The following is a 23,114-nucleotide window of genomic DNA, read 5'->3' as shown; positions in this document are numbered from 1 at the left end:
CTTTCGTGGTAGAAAAGGCAGAAGGAGAAGGCCAAAACACTGCTTGACGAAGCGGTGTTTTTCTCCTTTGACCCCGTCTCGTTGCGACAGATTACTTACTAAAACCCCCTTGACTGTAATGAAAAATTTTCTACCAATTCTGTGTCCATTTTCCAATTCATGGACAAATACCCTTCCGCTGCGTGCAGATTGGGAAAAAGCAATTTTACAAATTCAAATCAGTACGAATTCGCTTATTTCGCCCAGCAGTAAAACAGCCCCCCAAATTTTTCGCTCCATTTTTACCTGCATTTTTATCCTGCTGGCTACAGGTGCGCAAGCCACTGTGTATTATGTCAAGACCGATGGCAGCGACGCGAACACTGGGCTTTCCTGGGCGCAGGCATACCTTACCCTCCAAAAAGCGATTGAGGTGTCCGTTTCTGGCGACGAAATTTGGGTAAAAGCTGGAACGTACCTGCCAACCAAAGACCCATCTGGAAATGCCTCGCCCACCGACCCGCGCGACAAGACCTTTTATTTGAAAAATGGTGTAAAAATCTATGGCGGCTTCGATGGCTTGGAAACCATGATTTCCGAGCGAGACTGGGTCGCTAATGCAACCATTTTGAGCGGCGACTTCAACGGCGACGACGTCGGTTTTACTAACAACACCGAGAACGCCTATCACGTCGTCATTACTGTTTCCGATGCAAACACGACTCAATTGGACGGCTTCACATTGAAAGGTGGGAATGCGAATGGTGGTGCGGGCAGTTTTATTATTGTTGAGGGAACATCAATTGTTCGGGGGTACGGCGGTGGTTTGCACAACTACGGTGCGGCCACACTTGTTCAAAACTGCACGTTCACCAACAACTCAACCGCCGGAAGTGGCGGTGGGATGTACAGCAACAGTGCCATTGGAAATCAAGTGACGAACTGCCTTTTTACCTCAAACGCTGCAAATAACGGAGGCGGGGCATTCAATAACCAATCCAGCCCAACATTTACCAACTGTACATTTTCCAGTAACACAGCTATGAGTAGCGGCGGCGGTATGCGCAATGAGAACAATACGGTGGTGGTGGTGACGGGTTGTGTTTTCGAGGGCAACTCCTGTGGTTCGAGCAACGGTGGCGGATTTTACATCGGCACGAGCTCGACCAGCGCCACGCTGACCAATTGCCTGTTCATGGGCAACGCTGCAGGCGGCACAGGTGGCGGCTTATACAACTCCAGCACTACCATGACGTTGACCAACTGCACGGTCTCTGGCAACAAGGCGAGCGGCAGTGGCGGCGGTGTGACATTTCTGGCTATCAATCCGACAGTCACAAACTGCCTTATTTGGAACAACCGCGGGTCAAACACCACTGGTTCGGCAACTGCCAATATGTCCACCGGTAGTTCTACTCCCGTCATCACCTACTCGCTCATACAAAACAACAACCCCAGCGGAACGGGCAACCTCAATGGCATCCCGAATGCGGCAAATTCAAATTACCCTGATTTCGACACCCCGCTCGACCCAGCTACAGCACCTTCGACGGCGGGAGATTTTCACATCGGCGACTGCTCGCCAGCAGCAAATAATGGCACAAACACTGGCGCACCCGCTACCGACCTTTTTGGAAACGCAAGACCTTTTGCAACGACGACGGACATGGGCGTGCATGAATTGCAAAGTACCTCCATTGCACCGACCACTGCCAACGCTGGTACTGACCAAATCGTCAGCGTGACTTCCGCTACGATGACTGCCAACGCGCCCACTATTGGCACGGGAGCATGGTCGTTGGTCAGTGGTTCTGGCACGATTACCACGCCAGGCAGCCCCAGCACTACGATTACCAATCTTGGAGTGGGTGCAAATATTTTCCGTTGGACAATTTCAAACGCGACTTGCACGGCAAGCACAGACGATATTCAATTGACTTACACGCCTTCGGTCAGTTTGACTTGCCCGACAAACACAGCCGTCGGTACCTGCCAAACGCAATCTGCGGTAGATTTGGCTTTCACCAATTGGTTGGCAACGGCATCGGGCAGCGGCGGCTGCGACGGTGTATTGACGAACGATAGTTCGGGCGCACCCTTGGCTTGCGGTGGCTCGAAAACCGTAACTTTTACCTACACCAGTACCTGCGCACCCTTCACCACTACTTGCCAAGCGACTTTTACGGTGAATGCAACCCCATCTCCCACGCCAGTTTTTGCCAACTGTACCAACAACACGGTCAATCTCGGTTGTAACCCATCCAATCTGCCGTCTTGCAGTAGCATTGCTGCTGGTAGTTTTGGCGGCGCGGTTTCTGCATCCAACTCCTGCGGCTCGGTTCCAGTGACTTGCACCGCAGGTGCGATTGACATCAATGGTTGCAATCGTACCCAAGTTTTTACCTTTGAAGCAACGGCTTGTGGGCAGACGGTTACCTGTACAAGGACTTTCACGTGGACGGTCGTCACGCCGCCTTCGTTTAACGGCACCTGTGGAAACGGCGTTATTAACCTTGGCTGCAATCCATTAACTTTGCCAGCCTGTGACCCAAATGTCACTGCTTCCAACCAATGCGGCCCCATTTCCGTGACCTGTAATGTCGGAGCCATCACGATGAACGGTTGCAACCGCAGCCAGACGCTTACTTACGTGGCAAATGCCCCTGGTTGCGGCACTTTCAGTACATGCATCAAGATTTACAATTGGCAGATAGCAACGGCTCCTGTTTTTGACAACTGCGACAATACAATTGACCTCGGCTGCAATCCTACTACCTTGCCCACTTGTTCCAACGTCCATACTGCGCCTTTCGGCGGAGCCATCACTGCCTCCAGTGAGTGCGGCAACGTGAGCGTAAGTTGTGTTGCTGGCACTGTCACCAGCAACGGCTGCAACCGCAGTCAGCTATTTACTTTCACTGCCACGGCTTGCGGTTTGACTACCACTTGTACCCGCACGTTCACATGGTCGGAAGAGCCGATTGCCACATTGACTTGCCCAGCCAGCACCACCGTCGCGGCGGGTCAGACCCAAGCCGCTGTGAATGCTGCGTTTAGCACATGGTTGGCGACTGCCAGTTTTTCTGGCGGCTGCGGCGCGGTTTTGACAAACAACAACACGGGCGCACCGTCTGCTTGCGGAGGTTCGACGACTGTTACTTTTACCCTAGACCTTAGCTGCCAGGCCGACCAAACTTGCCAACGGACTTTCACCGTTACGACTCCTTCCAATCCAGTTTGGTATGTGGATGGGTCAGCAGCAAGCGGCGGCAGCGGTAAGTCTTGGGCTTGTGCTTTTCAAAATTTGCAGGATGCGATTGATGTTGCCAGCAGCGGTCAGGAGGTTTGGGTAAAAGCGGGTACCTACCTGCCGACCAAAGACCCTTTCGGGAACATCTTGCCCACCGATTCGCGCGACAAGACTTTTTATTTGAAAAATGGTGTAAAAATCTACGGCGGTTTTGTTGGGACGGAAACCCTGCTCAGTCAACGAAACTGGATAACGAACTCCACGATTTTGAGTGGAGACATAGGCACATCGGGCAATAATTCTGACAACGCTTACCATGTAGTTTTGTCCGTCAGCGATGCCAGTACGACCGTTTTGGACGGGTTCAAGGTCGAGAAAGGGAATGCTAACGGGAGCAGCAACATTACGGTAGAATCAGTGAATATTGACAGAAATAGTGGGGGAGGAATATACAATAGTAATTCTTCACCACAATTATCTAATTGCATTATCTCTGGAAACGATTGTAGTTCCAACGGTGGCGGAATCGCCAATTTTAGCGGTTCTAACGCCACACTGACCAACTGCCTTATTGCTGGAAACCGCTCCCTTCAATACGGTGGTGGCGTGCGAAACAATGAGTCCAATCCCAGTTTTATCAATTGCGTCATCTCTGGTAACCGCTCCATCAACTTGCTGGGGGGCGGTATGATGAACGATCAGTCAAATTGCATTATCCAAAACTGCGTTATTTGGAACAATCAAGACAACAACGGCTTGGGTTCAGCCTCTTCGTCTATCACTAACTTTACCTCCACGCCCGTCATTACCTACTCCCTCATCCAAAACCAAACCCCCAGCGGAACGGGCAACCTCAATGGCATCCCAAATGCGACAAATTCAAATTACCCGAATTTTATCACTCTGCTCGACCCCGCCACCGCGCCTTCGACGGCGGGTGATTTTCACATCACAAACTGCTCGCCCGTTTTGAACCGCGGAACGAACACGGGTGCACCCGCGACCGACCTTTTTGGAAACGCTCGACCTTTCGGAACGATGGTTGATATGGGCGTACACGAATTGCAATCCGCCGCCGCAGGTCTGACCATCACCTGCCCAGTCAACCAGACGGGGACTGCTCCATATACTTTGGCAGATTTCACGGGCATCACCAGCACTTCTGGCGGCTGCGGCACGGTTTCAATCACCCAAAATCCGAGTGTCGGGACGAGTTTGGGTGTTGGAAATCATACGATTACGATGACTGCCACCGATGCCAACGGCACGACGGCGACTTGTACTTTTACTGTTACTGTAAACTGTTCCGCTTTGACCACTGCCGCCCCTACTGGAAGTGCCACCCAAACTTTCTGTTCAGGGGCCACCATCTCTGACTTAGTCGCTACAGGAACTGCTCTAAAATGGTATGATGCGGCTACCAATGGGAATTTATTGGCCACAAACACTTTGCTCACAAACGGAACCATCTATTATGCGTCCCAAATGCTGAATAGTTGCGAAAGCGTTAACCGCCTGGCTGTCACCGTGACGGCCAATACAGCCCCTGTATTAACCTACAGCAATGCTTCCGTCAATTTTGGCAACGCGACCACCGTCAGCCCAACTACTGGACCTTCCGATAACGGCAGCATCTCTGGCATTATCGTACAAAGTGTTTCGCCTACAACGGCACCCGCTACCTTGACGGTGGACAACGTGACAGGTGTAGTGACCGTACCCAACAACGTACCCGCAGGTACCTACACGGTCACCGTTCGAGCGGCCGATAACTGCAATACAACGACTGACGCCTCGTTTACCTTGACGGTACAGTCGGCTGATTATACCATTTCTACTACAGATGGAGATATTATTATAAGGGACATTTCGGGTAATAGCGAAACGCTTGATGTCGTGCAGAACGGTTCCAATATCCAATTTAACGTAACGGGTCGTACCTATTCATTGAATGGGGGGGCTATTGTTAACTTCCCAGCGATTGTAGCCCTTACAGGAGCTAATTCCATCACGCTAAATGCGTCCGCTGGTAATGATATTATCAACGTAGGTGGATTTTCTTCTGCCAATCTACTCCCCAGCTTAACCATTAACGGAGGTATTGGAGACGATCAAGTGAATTTTAACGGTGACATTACTTTTGCCACCGATGCTAATTTAGACGTGGATTTGCAAAACGATAATGCTACCCCTGGCACTGATCAGGTTTCTTTTACCAACAGCGCCAATTTAGTGCTTTCTGGCACTGGTGCTGCGGTGATAAAAGTGAGTCGCAACATCGTCTTTAGCAATGGTACTGCTTCACTCGAAACCACCAACGGCAACTTGACTCTGGAAGCCAATCAGCAGGCTACGGCCAGCACGGGCAACTTCATTGGAGTATCGGTCAATGGCGCTACGGTACGGGTCAACGGTACTGGTACACTCAGCGTCAAGGGCAAAAGTGGCACCGATTCAGCCATCAATCAATTTGGAGTAGTTGCTCAGAATGGTGGACTAATCAGTGGTGGTACGAGTGGCACTGCTACCATAGAAGGTTCAGCGGGGGCTGGATCGGCCAACGGTAATATTGGAGTGTATGTTGCGGGTACGAATGCACGTATCACCTCTTTGGGGGGAAATGTATCTGTGACAGGCTGGGGAGGTAGTGCAGGTGCCAGTTCCACTTGCCGAGGTGTAGCTGTAGGTACCAATGGAACAATCAGTGCGGGTGGCAGCGGGAATGTCAGTGTGACTGGTACGGGTGGCGCAGGTAGTGGTAATTTTAATGTGGGTGTCTATGTGGCGGGTAATACAAGCACTATGATTATGTCTGGCGGTGGCAATGTGACAGTTACAGGAACAGGTGGTAGTTCCAGCTCTGGCAATAATAATTATGGAGTTTGGCAGGAATCTGGCGGTACAATTACTGCTGGAGGAAATGGTTCGGTAATGGTACAGGGTACTGGGGGGGCAAGTACTGGAAATAATAACATCGGAATTTATTTATCTAATACTGGCACCCAAATTACTTCAGGCGGAGGCGATATAACAATAATAGGTATTGAAGGGGGCGGGTCAAGTGGCTTTGGTATCAATCATCAATCTCCAGCAACCATCACGACAGCCATCAATGGAGGTAATATAACACTGATAGCCAATAGCATGAGTTTGGCAGGTACGGTCAGTACCCAAGTACCAGGGGGTAGCACCACGTTGCGGCCATACACTAATAATGTCGCTATCAATTTAGGTTCGACGACCAATACGACAGGTGGCCCCTTGGGGCTCAGTGATACTGAACTCGATCAAATTACGACGGGTACGCTTGTTATCGGTCATGCCAACAGTGGAAACATCACTGTTTCATCTGCCATCACCCGCCCAGCCAGTACCAACGTACAATTGATTAGCGGTGGGGATGTGCTCATCAGTGGCGGTGGTTTTAATACGGGAGGAGGGACAATGTCACTCTCATCAGTAGCCGTTAAGCCTACCTTCGACGGTACAGATGTAACGGCAAGTACCCTGTCTTTTGCCAGTAATTTAAGCATCGTCATCAATGGAGCCACCTTAGGTGACGGTACGGTTAGTACTTATACCCAACTCAAAATAACAGGAGAAGCTGACCTCTCGGGAGTAAATTTGCTTTTGACGGGTACTTACGTACCCGTAGGCGGTAATACCTTCACCATTGTGGACAATGACGGTAGTGACGCCATTGTAGGAACATTTACGGGTTTATTGGAAGGAGCAACGATTCCTAATTTTAGGGGAAGTGGATTGACGGCGACCATTACTTACTTAGGAGGTTCGGGGAATGATGTGGTGATAACGGTAATTAATAATGTTGTTTGTTACGCTGATACTGACAATGATGGATTTGGAGACCCAAACAACAGCATGACATTCATCGGCTCTTGTGGTCTTGGCTATGTAAGCAACAATACAGATTGCGATGACAATGATGCTTTGGAAAAGCCAGGTCAGGTGTGGTACGCGGACTTGGATAACGATGGATATTCGAGCGGAGCGACCTTGACTCAGTGTTTACGTCCAACGAATTACAAAGCCGCGAGTGAGTTGATTTCAACGACGGTCGATTGTAACGATGCCAATGCAGCGATTAAACCAGGTGCAACGGAAGTGTGCGATGGAGTTGACAATGATTGTGATGGTTCGGTGGATGAAGGGGTCTTAACGACTTACTATGCGGATGCGGACAATGACGGTTTTGGGAATGCTTCGGTGAGTCAACAAGCTTGCAGTCAGCCCACGGGCTATGTAAGCAACAATACGGATTGCGATGACAATGATGCTTTAGAAAAGCCAGGTCAGGTGTGGTACGCGGACTTGGATAACGATGGATATTCGAGCGGAGCGACCTTGACGCAATGTTTACGTCCAACGAATTACAAAGCCGCGAGCGAGTTGACTTCAACGACAGGAGATTGCAACGATGCCAATGCAGCAATCAAGCCAGGGGCAACGGAAGTGTGCGACGGAGTTGACAACGATTGTGATGGATTGGTGGATGAAGGGGTCTTAACGACTTACTATGCGGATTCGGACAATGACGGTTTTGGGAATGCTTCGGTGAGTCAACAAGCTTGCAGTCAGCCCACGGGTTATGTAAGCAACAATACAGATTGCGATGACAATGATGCTTTAGAAAAGCCAGGTCAGGTGTGGTACGCGGACTTGGATAACGATGGTTATTCGAGTGGAGCGACTTTGACGCAGTGTTTACGTCCAACGAATTACAAAGTAGCGAGTGAATTGACTTCAACGATAGGAGATTGCAACGATGCCAATGCAGCGATTAAACCAGGTGCAACGGAGGTGTGCGACGGAGTTGACAATGATTGTGATGGTTCGGTGGATGAAGGAGGCTTAACGACGTATTATGCGGATTCGGACAATGACGGTTTTGGGAATGCTTCGGTGAGTCAGCAAGCTTGCAGTCAGCCCACGGGCTATGTGAGCAACAATACAGATTGCGATGACAGCGATGCTTTGGAAAAGCCAGGTCAGGTGTGGTACGCGGACTTGGATAACGATGGATATTCGAGTGGAGCGACTTTGACGCAGTGTTTACGTCCAACGAATTACAAAGCCGCGAGCGAGTTGACATCAACGACAGGAGATTGCAACGATAACAATGCAGCGATTAAACCAGGTGCAACAGAAGTGTGTGACGGAGTTGACAATGATTGTGATGGTTCGGTGGATGAAGGAGGCTTAACGACTTACTATGCGGATGCGGACAATGACGGTTTTGGGAATGCTTCGGTGAGTCAGCAAGCTTGCAGTCAGCCCACAGGCTATGTGAGCAACAATACGGATTGCGATGACAATGATGCTTTGGAAAAGCCAGGTCAGGTGTGGTACGCGGACTTGGATAACGATGGTTATTCGAGTGGAACGACGATGACTCAGTGTTTGCGTCCAACGAATTACAAAGCCGCGAGTGAGTTGATTTCAACGACAGGAGATTGCAACGATGCGAATGCAGCAATCAAACCAGGCGCAACGGAGGTTTGTGACGGAGTTGACAACGATTGTGATGGATTGGTGGATGAAGGGGGCTTAACGACGTATTATGCCGACGCCGACAATGACGGTTTTGGTAATGCTTCGGTGAGCCAACAAGCTTGCAGTCAGCCCACGGGATATGTAAGCAACAATACGGATTGCGATGACAATGATGCTTTGGAAAAGCCAGGTCAGGTGTGGTACGCGGATTTGGATAACGATGGTTATTCGAGCGGAGCGACTTTGACGCAGTGTTTGCGTCCAACGAATTACAAAGTAGCGAGTGAATTGACTTCAACGATAGGAGATTGCAACGATGCCAATGCAGCGATTAAACCAGGGGCAACGGAAGTGTGTGACGGAGTTGACAATGATTGTGATGGTTTGGTGGATGAGGGAGGCTTAACGACTTATTATGCCGACGCCGACAATGACGGTTTTGGGAATGCTTCGGTGAGCCAGCAAGCGTGTAGTGCTCCAGCGGGTTATGTGACTGACAATACAGATTGCGATGACAATGATGCTTTGGAAAAGCCAATTCAGGTGTGGTACAAAGACAGTGACAACGATGGATATGCTGAAACAGGGGCAGCGACGATGACGCAATGCCTTCGACCATTGGGTTACAAAGCCGCGAGCGAGTTGACATCAACGACAGGAGATTGCAACGATGCCAATGCAGCCATTAAACCAGGGGCAACGGAGGTGTGCGACGGAGTTGACAACGATTGTGATGGTTTGGTGGATGAAGGGGTCTTAACGACTTATTATGCGGATTCGGACAATGACGGTTTTGGGAATGCTTCGGTGAGCCAACAAGCTTGCAGTCAGCCCACGGGCTATGTAAGCAACAATACGGATTGCGATGACAGCGATGCTTTGGAAAAGCCTGGTCAGGTGTGGTACGCGGACTTGGATAACGATGGATATTCGAGCGGAGCGACCTTGACGCAATGTTTACGTCCAACGAATTACAAAGCCGCGAGCGAGTTGACTTCAACGACAGGAGATTGCAACGATAACAATGCAGCGATTATCAATAGCCTAAGTGCAACGATAAGTTATGCGGGCACACCTTTCTGCAAAACGTTGACAAGCGCAGTAGTCACTTTGACTGGCAGCAGCGGTGGGACATTTAGCTCAACTTCGGGCTTGAGTATTGACGGGACGACGGGCGCAATTAATCCAAGTACATCCACGGCGGGTACTTACACGGTAACGTATTCGATCGCGTCGTCAGGCGGTTGCGCAGGGGTAAATGCGACGACGGTTGTTGCTATTCAAGGCAAACCTACGATTACCCTTAATACGCTCCAACAAACCCTCAACGAAGGCAACAACCCTGTTTTGTGTGATACGGATGCCAATCCTGTGAATAGTTTACAGTTTAATGTTTCGGGTTTGTGTGTGGTGGGTTCGCCCGTTTGGCGCGTGCAAGTAGGCAGTGGCGCGTGGAGTGCGTGGTCAGCAACTGCCCCAGTTTCCCAACCATCCAATAACCAACCCCACCGCTACCAAGCGGCTTGCGATGCCAATTGTGCTTCGACCTATTCTGGTGTAATAGAATTGACGATTAATAACCGTGCTTCTATTCCCCAAAACGTGTCGTTGGTGGTAGATGGCGTAACAGTTGCCGTAGGCGAGACCAAAGAAGTGTGTAGTTTGGTTACAATTCCGCTGACGTTCAATGCCAATTGTGCAGCGGGTGAAATCGTACTTTACTCAGTGGATGGGGGCGAGTATTCTTCGGGTGTGCCAACGGGCTTGGTGGATAATCAATTTCATAATTACCGCGTACGTTGCCGCAAATCAGACGGAACGCCTTCTTGCGTAGAATCTGAATCGGGGGTGATGCGGTTAAAATTAGTGACTATTCCAACGGCTCCGACGGTGTCGTTGTCATCGACAAGCAGTTGTGATGCGACGGCTAGTTTCAGTGGACAATCAACTTGTGGAAGTTTGCGAACAGTTTGGTACAATGCAACTACGAACGTGGCTTTACCCAATTTGCCATCAACCGTTCCAAGTGCCACGACGTCATACTACGCTCGTTGTCAAACGGAAAATGGCTGCGTGAGCGAGAAAAGTAATGTGGTGACGTTTACTTTGACACCAACGCAAGTAGCGCCCGTAATTACGGCTTCGCAAGAGATAGTTTGCACAGGAACGACGGTAACGGTTTCGGCCAACTGTCCTGCGGGAAGCCAAACATTTTGGAATACAGGTGTAACTGCGCCAAGTTTTCAGGTAGCGTTCAACAACGTCACCAAGCAAACGTACTGGGCGAAGTGTCTATTTGAAGGCGGTTGTCAAAGTTCAGAAAGTGTTCGTAAAGATATTTATTGGAATGCTTTTGTGTTGACGTTGATCAACGTAGGTGAAACCAAATCAGCGGTGAAACCTGCGAACGATAAATCGTTGTGGAGTAGCCAATTCATCACGCGCGACGGTGGCCCTGAATTGGAGCAAAGTACGCAAGTGAATCCGACGTTATTTTACGTAGAAAATGCCAACAAAATAGCGCCTCGTTACTGGACAATCAACGTGGAAGCCTGCGGCTTGAGTACAGACGGTTCATTAACTTTTGACATGTTGGCGACGCCAGAGATGGGCGTGATTCGTTCCTTCAACACCCACGAGAACAACGCGCCGTATTTTATGTACGCCAACCGCGAAGGCTGGACGGAGTTATACGCCCAGAATCACCCAGCGTATGGTTTCTACCAAGACAACGGTGCGGGCGGCAATGTATATGACGCAGGTTTACCGAAAGGTTTATACAAACTCGGCATTCGTTATTGGGACATGAAGGGTTGGGGCAGTATCTATCCTTCAACGCGCCAACCACAAGGCAACGTGCTGGCCTACCAAGAATACTGGTTCAGAATCCAGTCGAAAGATGGAGTAGGCGTGGGAGCAGCGAGGGAAATGGCAACCAATTTGTCATCCCGAAGGGATCTAAATCCGAACAGTTTCGCCACTGTCCTTCCCAATCCCGTCACCAATATCCTCCGCCTCCAAGTGCAAGACAGCAAAGGGCAAGCAGTGCAAACTACCTTAACCGATGCTTCGGGTCGTGAGGTGTTGCGTCGCCAATTTGTTCCTGAGACCAATACACACCAAGAGGAGTTTGGGGTGAGCGAGTTACCGACGGGAATGTACTTCTTGAAGGTATCGACCTCCGAAAAACAAACTACTTTGAAAGTGGTGAAGGTGGGGCAGTAAGCCAAATTTAGCGGAGCTTAATAAAGGGTTGCTTGAGTGTAAGATACATTCAGGCAACCCTTTGTCGTGCAAAAGAGAGAACTAGGAAGGTGGATGAAAAATATACCTTTTTAGAAGAATAAAAATAAAAGTATGCAAAAACAATCTTAGGTTAAAAATAAATTTTGACGTTATTTGTGGCTCTATTTCACTAGAATACGCTACTTGCCCTATTTTGACTGTTATGAATTTTAAACTAATTGTTGTCTGCTTTATATTTATAGGTTATCAACAATTGTTTGCGCAAAAGGCAATTACAATTAGCGACAGTGTATCTTCGGTGACCCTGAGTCAATTTGCGGAGGTGTTTCGTGACCCTACCCAGAAAATGGGTTTTACGGAAGTACAAAAGCAGAAATTTATGCCTGTTAGCGCGCCCGCGTTTCAGTATGCCTTTTCTAAAGATGTGTTTTGGTTTAAGGTTCAGGTGGATAATCAGAGCCGTTTGGACCAAAATAACTGGTATATGGTATGGAGCGATGGGCTCAAAGATCACGTGGATTTGTACGTGCAGCAACCCGACGGAACTGTGCAAATTCAATACGGTGGGATGTTGACGCCCCATGCCCAGAAAAAATACCAAGGGCAATTGCCCGTTTTTCGATTAGGGGTATTGCCTAAAAATCAGGTCAGTACGTATTACGTTCGCTTGCAAGCCGATGAGAGTGTCGTAGGACAACTCACGTTGATGACCCATCAAGTGTATATTGATCAGGTGTCAACAAGCCTGGCGCCGATTTGGATGGAGATTGGAATCCAGCTGCTAAGGGTGCTTTATAACATCATTTTGGCGTTGTACATCCGCAATACTTCCTTCCGCTGGTATGCCTTTCATACAGTGATTGTTACCTTGTCGGTTTTGGGATCTATGGGCTTGATTGGGGCTTATTTTAGCGATATTCCGTGGTTGGCTAAGGTACTCAATTCGGGTTTTTATCAGCTTATGCCCGCTACTTACACGCTCTTTATGTATTCTTTGCTGCAAGTGCCACGTCATTTTCCCAAGCTTCGGTGGGTGTTTTTGAGCGTTGTTGTGCTGAGTATTGGACAGGTTTTGGCCGTTTTTTGGTGGCCGCGCACGCATTTGCTCGAATTTAATAATTACCTCTTTCTTTTTACGGAAGCACTCCTGATTTCAACGACTTTGTATGCAATCATCAAACAAATTAAATTTAATCGTTATTTGCTGATTCCATGCTTTATTACGTTGGTTCCTTTTCTGTTTCTAAACCTTCAGGCGCTGGGAGTTATCAATTTTTCGTGGACGTATCCGCTCATTTATTTTACCAATTTTATCGAAATCGTCGCTTTGTCGTTGGTGTTGGGGAAAATTATTGATGTTACTGAAAAAGACAAGATTCGGACAGAAAAGGCGCTATTAACCGAGAAACTTGAGGCCGAAAAATTGCAGGAATTAGATACGCTCAAAACGCGGTTTTTTACCAATATTTCGCACGAGTTTCGGACGCCGCTTACCCTGTTGGTGGGGCCTTTGGCGGATTTACGAAAAAAGTTTCCCAACGAAGACCTTGTGCAGGTCATGCAACGCAACGTCAATCGGCTTCAGGCGCTGATTAATCAGTTGTTGGACTTGTCCAAATTTGACGCAGGCGAGCTGAAAGTAGAAACTAAAAAAGGGGATGTTTCTCAATTCTTTTCGTATATATTTGGTTCGTTTGAAACGTTAGCACAAAATAAAAACTTGCACTTCAACGTCCACCAAAGTCACCGAAGTTTAGACGCACAATTTGATGCTGACAAACTGGAGAAAATTACGACCAATTTACTGTCCAACGCTTTTAAGTTTACACCCTCCAACGGAAGGGTCGGAGCAGAGGTAGAATATATTCCCAAAGAAACTACGATAGACGTGATATTGACGGTGTCCGACAATGGAATCGGGATTGACGCCCAGCGACTTCCGCGCATTTTTGACCGCTTTTATCAGGTGGACGATACTTCGCATCGAAACTATGAAGGCACGGGAATCGGGTTGGCTTTGGTGAAAGAACTCGTGGAAATTCTCAAAGGACGTATTTCGGTAAAAAGTGAGGTAAATAAAGGGACAACGTTTCGGGTAGAGTTTGCTTTGATGGCTTCGCCCGCCGACATGACTGCCGCAGAGGCCACCTTTGAAATCAGCCATACCGATACATCCATCTCTTTGTTGTTGACCGAAGCGGCGCAAGAACAAAACCTTGTTCCCGCCGACGACCAGCCCGTGTTGCTCATCGTGGAAGACAACCCAGATTTGCGGCTCTACCTTCGAAAGATTTTTGAGACGCAATACCAAATCATAGAAGCCAACGACGGGCAGCAAGGGCTGGAAATAGCCCTACAAAACGTGCCTGATATGGTCATAACGGATTTGATGATGCCCCGCCTCGATGGGTTTGGGCTGTGTGAACGCCTAAAAACCGACGAACGGACGAGCCATATTCCTGTGGTATTGTTGACGGCCAAAGCCACCCTAACCGACCGCCTGGAGGGGCTAGGCTTGGGGGCAGATGAGTACCTTCAGAAGCCCTTTAATAAAGACGAATTGGTGATTCGGGTCAAAAATTTGCTTCAGCAGCGCAGGTTGCTCCGCGAAAAATTCAGTTTGCGTTTGGCAACGCTGCCCAACGAACCTGCGGTAGGCAACGAAGTGTCCCAACAGCTGGACAATCAATTTATTCAGCGCATTCGGGCGGTGATTGATGCCCATTTGAGTGAAAGTAACTTCGACGTGGATGGATTATGTAAAGAATTGGGCATAAGCCGTACCAATTTACACCGCAAATTAAAAGCCCTGACGGGTACCTCTGCGACCGAGTTTATTCGCAAAATACGCCTGCAACGGGCGGCACAATTGGTGCAGCAAAATACCCTCACAGTCTCAGAGATTGCGTATCAAGTGGGGTTTGAAAGTTTGTCTTATTTCTCCAAATCGTTCCAAGAAGAGTTTGGAATGTCTCCTTCAGAATATGGCCGCACTGTCGAATAATTGCCAGAAATAGCTCAAGTTTGCTTGTTGTAACTATCTCATAATCAGGCAGTGGAACATTAGAGCAAAAGATTGGAACATTAGAGCAAAAGATTGAGAAGGCGGATTTGACGTGATTTTGTGGACGCAATGTATGTTTGTGACAGTTGGGTAACCCTACTTCCAAACATGCACAACCTTTACAAAATCAACCATGAAAAAATTCTTCTATCTCTTCGTGCTTATGTTTCTGAGCCAACAAATTTTGGCGCAGAACCCCTTCATCACCCGTTGGGATTTGTCAAAGCCTGGTTCGGGGTCTAATAACCGACTCGCGATGAGTACTGCTACTTCGGGTATAGTGGGCTATACGTGGACGACCGTTCCTGCGGGGACAAGCGGTATGGGAACTTTTAATGGAGGATTTCTGATCATTGCAGATTTACCCGCCAATGCCATCATTGATTTAAGTATTGCCCCTTCCAATTTCCAACAAATAAGAATGGCCAGCGGCACTGACCGCCAGCGCTTGATGGAAATCAAACAATGGGGTGATGTAGCTTGGACAAGTATGGAAGGTGCTTTTTCTGGGTGTAGTAATATGACCCTAACGGCCGCTGATGTGCCGAATTTGACGGGGGTGACGAATATGAGTTCTATGTTTAGCGGTTGTAGTTCCTTTAATCAAGCACTTCCTGATGGTTTCAATACCTTGTCGGTGACTGATATGAATAATATGTTTGCTAGTTGTACTTCCTTTAATCAAGCGCTTCCCGAAAGTTTCAACACCTCGTCAGTGACTAATATGAGTGCTATGTTTAGTAATTGTACTTCCTTTAATCAAGCGCTTCCCGAAAGTTTCAATACCTCGTTGGTGACCAATATGAGTGGTATGTTTTTTGGTTGTAGTATCTATAACAAGCCTTTACCGAATAACTTTATCACCTCGTCGGTGACCAATATGAATGCTATGTTTCGGGGCAGTAGGGCCTTTAATCAATCCCTAAGCACCTTCAATACCTCGTTGGTGACCAATATGTCTTATATGTTTTTTGATGCTATAGTTTTCAATCAAAGCTTGGAAGCTTGGGGGACGAAGCTTAATGCCAATGTGAATTTGGTGTATTTTCTGGATTACAGCGGGATGAATACAGCTAACTACGATGCCACGCTCAGGGGCTTCAATGCGAGTGGCGTAACGGGAAGAGACATGGGGGCTGCGGGGCTAAAATACTGCGATTCGGAGGGGAATAGGGCTAGTTTAACTTCGGCCAAAAGCTGGAGAATTAGCAGCGATTTAAGTGCAGTTCCTGCTCCGCCAACGGTAGGGACAAGAACGCAGCCAACTTGCACAACATCGACAGGCTCGGTGGTGTTGAGCGGTTTACCTGCCAGTGGAACATGGACGTTGACGCGTAATCCTGGGTCGGTCACGAGCACGGGTAATGGCACAACGACGACGGTAACCGGCTTAACTGAAGGTACTTATACATTTACGGTGACGAATGCGGAAGGTTGTACTTCTTTGGCTTCCGCAAACGTGGTTATCAATGCGGCGCCGTCAGTTCCGAACGTTAACTTAGCAGCTATCGAAAACTCTGGTACTGTTACCAATGATGGGACTATTTGTGCAGGGGCGTCAGTTACTTTGGGTGTGCCTGACGGAGGGACTGGTACGACTTACAGTTGGAGCAATGGAGAAACGACAAACAGTATTACTGTCAGTCCAATCGCAACGACAACTTATAGCGTCACTGTGACTAGAGATGGGTGTAGTTTGACAAACAACCGAACAATCACGGTTAACGAACTCTCCAGTGTCAGCATTCAAATAACCGAAAATTCAGGGGTAGCGGCCAATGATGGTATTGTTTGTGAAAACGACCCTGTTACTTTAAAAGCTAGCGATGGTGGGATTTTATATCAGTGGAATGATGCTTCAACAGCCCAAAGTATTACCGTAAATCCGAGTGTGACAAGTACTTATTCGGTAAATTACCAAGATTCTAGATGGTGTGTTGCAACGGCCAGTGTCGAGATTAATGTGGTAGCACCTACGACCTATTATGCCGACTTGGACAACGATGGTTATTCGAGCGGTACGACTTTGATGCAGTGCGAGCGCCCAGCAGGATATAAATTAGTGACTGAATTATCAGCAACCAGTGGAGATTGCAACGACAACAACGCTGATATTAAGCCAGGGGCTACCGAAATCTGCGATGGCATCGACAACAACTGTGATGGTATCATCGATGGTGGCACCGTTTGTCCCGCCGATTATACCATCAGCACCACAGGCGGTGTCATTACCATTACCGATGTGTCGGGTAATGGCGAAACGCTGAACATTTCAGAAAGTGGTGCTAATATTCGCTTTGCTACTGTACCTGCTACCCGAACTTACTCCCTAAATGGCGGTGCAACAACGGCTTTCAGCACGCCTGCCGACGTAGCACTTTCGGAAGTTTCTAGCATTGTGGTCAATACCGAAGTAGGAGATGACATTATCAGTATAGGGGAATTCAACATTACTAATCTTCTCCCCAGTTTGACCATCAATGGCGGGGCAGGAGATGACCACGTGAATTTTAATGGTGACATTACTTTTGCTACTGATGCCAACCTAGACGTAGATTTACAAAACGATACTGCTACCCCTGGCATTGACGCGGTGGACTTTAGCTCGGGGGCGAATCTCATTCTTTCGGGTACAGGTACGGCTACGTTGAAAGTAAGCAAAGGTGTAAGATTGGACAACAACGCATCACTCGAAACCAGTAATGGTAACCTGATAGTAGATTCCAACCGAGGTACGGCTGTTGTTGGTGGTTTTTATTGTGTACTGGTAGATGGTGCAACACTGCGAGTCAATGGCACTGGTGTGCTCAGTATCAAGGGCAAAAGTGAAAACCTGCCGTCGGTACCCGTACCCGTATATGGCGTATATGTCAGAAACGGAGGAGTGATCAGTGGCGGCATCAGTGGTACAGCGACCATCGAAGGGGTAGGTTTTTCAATGATTGGTAGTGGTGCTGGTGTAAATGTCACAGGGACAAATTCACGTATTACTTCTTTGGGAAGTCATGTTGTTGTCATCGGTACAAGTAATAACACGGGTTCGGGTGCTCTAAATCGAGGGGTAATAGTAGCTACAGGTGGAACAATCACTGCGGGTGGCAGCGGGAATGTAAGCGTGACTGGTACAGGTGGTAGTGTTAGCAATGGTAATGCAGGTGTCTATGTGGCTGGTAATACAAGTACGATGATTACCTCCTCGGGAGGAAATGTGAGCGTAACAGGAACAGGGGGCGGTACTGGTAACAGCATAGCTAATTATGGTATTTGGCAGGAGTCAGGCGGTACGATTACGGCAGGTGGCAGTGGTTCGGTAACGGTACAAGGTACGGGAGGAACAACTACTGGAAACGACAACTATGGTGTTTATCTCACTGGAGCCAATACGCAAATCACCTCTGGCGGTGGTAATGTCAGTGTAACTGGTCAAGGGGGCGGCTCGGGTAGTTCTGCCTCTAATTCTGGGGTTTTCCTAAGTTCTGCTAAAATCACTGCAGGTGGCACGGGTACAGTAACTGTAAATGGCACAGGAGGCAATACCATGGGTGGTGATAATTACGGGGTATATGTGAGTTCGAGTACCGCGCAGATTAACTCCTCAGGTGGTGCAATCAGCGTAACTGGGCAAGGTGGTGGAGGCACTTCAGCAGGCGGACGCAATTATGGGATTTACAGTAGTGGTATAATTTCTGCTGGTGGCACGGGTAGCGTAACGGTAAATGGTACAGGTGCAAACACAAGCGGAATTAGTAATCATGGGATATATTTTACTGGAGGGAGCATAAATAGTACCAATGGGAACATCAATATCACGGCACAAGGTGGTGGCTCAGGCACATCATCTAATAATAGGGGAATGAGTATCCATGGTGGCGCTCAGGTATTGGCTGGTGGTAGTGGTAATGTAGTAATACAAGCCAACGGGAGTACAGGCACGGCGGCTGGTGCTAACCACGGCCTTAATATAGATGGTGAAGGTAGTTTAATAAGTTCTACTGGTGGCAATGTAACGATAAATGCAGTAGGTGGGGGGACGGCGGCGAGTGACGCTAATTTTGGAATCTATATGAGATTCGAGTCACAGATCAGAGCAGGTGGTAGTGGTACTGTAACTCTCACTGGCCAAGGTGGGTCAGGGACTGGTCTTAGTAATCACGGCGTAAACATCGGTAATGCTGGCACTCAAATCACATCAAGCGGCGGCAATATCATCATTACAGGTATTGAGGGCGGATCGAGCGGCGTTGGTATCAATCATCAATCTCCAGCCACCATCACGACGGCTACCAGTGGAGGCAACATAACCCTGATAGCCAACAGCATGAGTTTGGCAGGTACGGTCAGTACCCAAGTACCAGGGGGTAGCACCACGTTGCGACCCTATACCAACAATGTCGCCATCAACCTAGGCACGGCGACGAATACGACAGGCGGCCCCTTGGGGCTCAGTGATACTGAACTCGATCAAATTACGACGGGTACGCTTGTTATCGGTAATGCCAACAGTGGAATCATTGATGTTTCATCTGCCATCACCCGCCCAGCCAGTACCAACGTACAATTGGTTAGCAGTGGAGATGTGCTCATCAGCGATGGGGGCTTCGATACGGGTGGCGGAACGATGTCCCTTTCATCAGTGGCTGTTAAGCCCACTTTCAGTGATACAGACGTGACGGCCAGCAGATTGTCTTTTGCGAGTAATTTAAGCATCGTCATCAATGGAACCACCTTGGGTAACGGCACGAGCAGTACTTATACCCAACTCAAAATAACAGGTGAGGTTAACCTCGCGGGAGTAAATTTGCTTTTGACGGGTACTTACGTACCCGTAGGCGGTAATACCTTCACCATTGTGGACAATGACGGTAGTGACGCCATTTTAGGAACATTTACGGACTTATTGGAAGGAGCAACGATTCCTAATTTCAGAGGAAGTGGATTGACGGCGACCATTAGTTACATGGGAGGGTCGGACAATAATGATGTGGTGATAACGGTTAATGCGCCAATCGTTGTTTCTATCAACAATCCAACAGTCGTCGAAAGCAGTACGGGAACGGTGACCATGAGCTTCAATGTAACGATGAATACAGCCTCGGATGCGGACGTTTCCCTCAACTATGCTACGGTTGATAATACCGCCACTACCGCCGACGGCGACTATCAGTCCAACTCAGGGACGCTTACTTTTACAGCGGGCCAAACGAGCAAACAAGTCGATGTGACCATCAACGGTGATTGTAAGACGGAATCCGCAGAAACGCTGCTGCTTCGCCTGAGTAATTTAATCACCAACGGCCGCAATGTTCGTTTTAGCAATAGTGGCACGACCCTTGATGGCACGGGCACAATTCAAAACGCGGCGAATCCCATCACATTTACTGCTCCCACGGTAACGCCGCCTAGTTGTAGTACGGCAGGGACGATTGTGGTCAATGCGACTGCAAGTAGTTCGCTGGAATACAGCATTGATGATGGCAGTAGTTGGCAAGGTAGTGCAACCTTCAACAACCTATCGGCGGCTAATTATCAACTAAAAGCGCGTCTTCAGGCTTCTTCGAGTTGTGAAGCCACATACGGGAGCAATCCAGTGGTGCTGACTTCGCCTTTTACCGCTTCAACCACGACCGATACATGGACGGGCTGCGTTTCAACCGATTGGGCGACGGCGGGCAACTGGCAAGATGGCACTGTGCCAACGGTGAATGACGACGTAGTGATTCCGAACACCAGCAACAAACCCGAGATTATGGCAGGGACGTTGGCGGTTGCCAAGTCGATGGAGGTGCTGTCTAGTGCAAGGCTGACGCTGAATGCGTCGGGGAATTTGACCATCAATGGCTCAAAAATTGAATCAGGCCCCCTTACTTCAGCGTTGATTGTCCGAGGTGGTACGGTGGTTAACAACGGTTTGCTCGTGCTTGGCAATTCTTCCAGTGTTGGCAGCGTAGGGCTAAGCAACTACGGTACATTTACCAACGCAGGGGAGCTTCGCATCGACCGTTTCACCGCCGCTGGTCTTAACAATGCCTCCATCAATACCTTTACCAATTCGGGCAAAATCATCATCGGAGCCAACGCAACGGGTGGGGTGATTGGCTTGGTGAGTGCAGGTACGTTTACCAATCTTGCGGGTGGGGAAATCAACATTAGCCAAACTAGCCAAACGGCGTTGAATAGCGCGGGCGATTTTACCAATAGTGGCAAAATTATTCTGAGTGATGTAGGTGACAGGGGGCTAGACTTCACTCCGTCGATTGCTGCTACTTTTTCAAACAACGGAAGTGGGGAAATTACCATCAATGGTGTTGTTCAATACGCAATCAATGTCAGTGGTGGTACTTTTACCAACAGCGCTAAAATTACGATAGGGGGCACAGGCAGTGCAGGTTCTACGGGGATTCTGAACTCGGGAACTTTCAACAACAATCAGGGGGGCGAATTAAGTATTGACCGAACAAGTTTCAACGGTATTTTCAACTATGCTACTTTTGTCAATGCGGGTAAAGTAAGTATTGGAACCAACACAGGCGGAACACTTGTGGGCATAAGGAGTCAAGGGACGTTTACGAATCGGGCTTGTGCTACGCTCATTATGACCTCACCGATTAATAACACGGGGACTAACTCATTTACTAATTCGGGTTATTTTAGGGTAAGTACTGCGAGTGCGCATACAAATTCTATTTCGGGCTTAGTGAATAATGGTGTCATTGAATACCCGGTTGGTAATGCCATACCCAACGTAGTCAACAACGGGATTATTGCTGTTCCCATCTCAGGATGTAGTCCAGCGCTGCAAATAGGGGCTAGTAATACGTTGACCGTTGGGACTACGTGGTACCAAGAGGCTGCCCTAACTACCTCGGCAGGGACGTATCAATTGGCGTCAAACAGCTTCAGCAGCACGCGTAGTTTTCCAGGAACATACGTCAATTATTTTTCAGTAAGCGATGCCACCAACAGTTGTTCTTACGTAGCCTCCGTCAGTCAGACGCTGGGCGCACTACCGACGATAACCACTGGTCCAAGTCCAGCCATTTGTGCAGGCAGTAATTCATTCACCATACCTTACACTGCCACAACAGGCTCGCCAACAACCTATTCTATTTCGGGGGTAGGCATTACTGGGGCGAGCAATGCACCTTTGCCTACCACGCCAATCGTTGTTAATTTAAGTGATCCTGCTTCAGGCAATTTGATCAACTATACATTAACAGTAAGTAATGCGGGAGGCTGCACGTCGAATATAATAACAGGGAGTGTGACAGTAAATGCTGCTCCAACGGCCAATATCATTTATGGAGGCAGTCCTTTTTGCAAAAGTTTAACATCGGCGGTAGTGACCTTAACTGGTAGCGGCGGCGGAACATTTAGTTCCACGTCGGGTTTGAGTATTGACGGGACGACGGGTGCAATCAATCCAAGTACATCCACGGCGGGGACTTACACGGTGACGTACACAATTGCTGCGGCAGGTGGCTGTTCAGAGGTGATAGCGACAACAAGCGTGACGATTACAACAAGTCCAAGTGCAACAATAAATTATGGCGGCACACCATACTGCAAAAGTGTGACGAGTGCAGCGGTAATATTAACTGGTAGCAGCGGCGGGACGTTTAGTTCCACGTTGGGTTTGACTCTTGACGGGACGACTGGTGCAATCAATCCAAGTACATCTACGGCGGGTACTTACACGGTTACGTATTCTCTTGGTGCGTCTGGCGGTTGTTCGGCAGTGAGTGCGACTGCAAGTGTTGTTATCACTGATGTTCCAAGTGCAACAATAAATTATGGCGGAACACCATACTGCAAAAGTGTGACAAGTGCAGCGGTAACATTAACTGGCAGCAGCGGCGGAATGTTCAGTTCCACTTCAGGTTTGACTCTTGACGGGACGACTGGTGCAATCAATCCAAGTACATCGACGGCGGGGACTTACACGGTGACGTATTCGCTTGCGGCATCGGGCGGTTGTTCGGCAGTGAGTGCGACGGCAAGTGTTGTTATCACTGATGTTCCAAGTGCAACAATAAATTATGGCGGAACACCATACTGCAAAAG

At 48.6% G+C, this 23,114-nt stretch carries 3 protein-coding genes; all 3 read left to right on the top strand.

Annotation, left to right across the window (positions count from 1 at the left end; translation table 11 throughout):
- Positions 1–118 precede the first annotated feature (118 nt).
- The gene (locus K339_RS0129625) at positions 119–11,968 is read left to right on the top strand and encodes a MopE-related protein (RefSeq protein ID WP_028526834.1); all 11,850 of its coding nucleotides are present in this window, start codon (positions 119–121) and stop codon (positions 11,966–11,968) included.
- Positions 11,969–12,191: 223 nt separating this feature from the next.
- Positions 12,192–14,993: an ATP-binding protein gene (locus K339_RS36365; protein ID WP_051398350.1), complete on the top strand. Its 2,802-nt coding sequence runs from the start codon at positions 12,192–12,194 to the stop codon at positions 14,991–14,993.
- Positions 14,994–15,186: 193 nt separating this feature from the next.
- Positions 15,187–23,114: BspA family leucine-rich repeat surface protein (locus K339_RS35285; RefSeq protein ID WP_157607787.1), on the top strand; the 7,928-nt coding region annotated here is incomplete at its 3' end.

Source organism: Runella limosa DSM 17973 (genome assembly GCF_000482465.1).
GTDB lineage: Bacteria > Bacteroidota > Bacteroidia > Cytophagales > Spirosomataceae > Runella > Runella limosa.
Note: the sequence above shows the minus strand (reverse complement) of the source record. Positions and strands in the feature narration are given on the sequence as shown.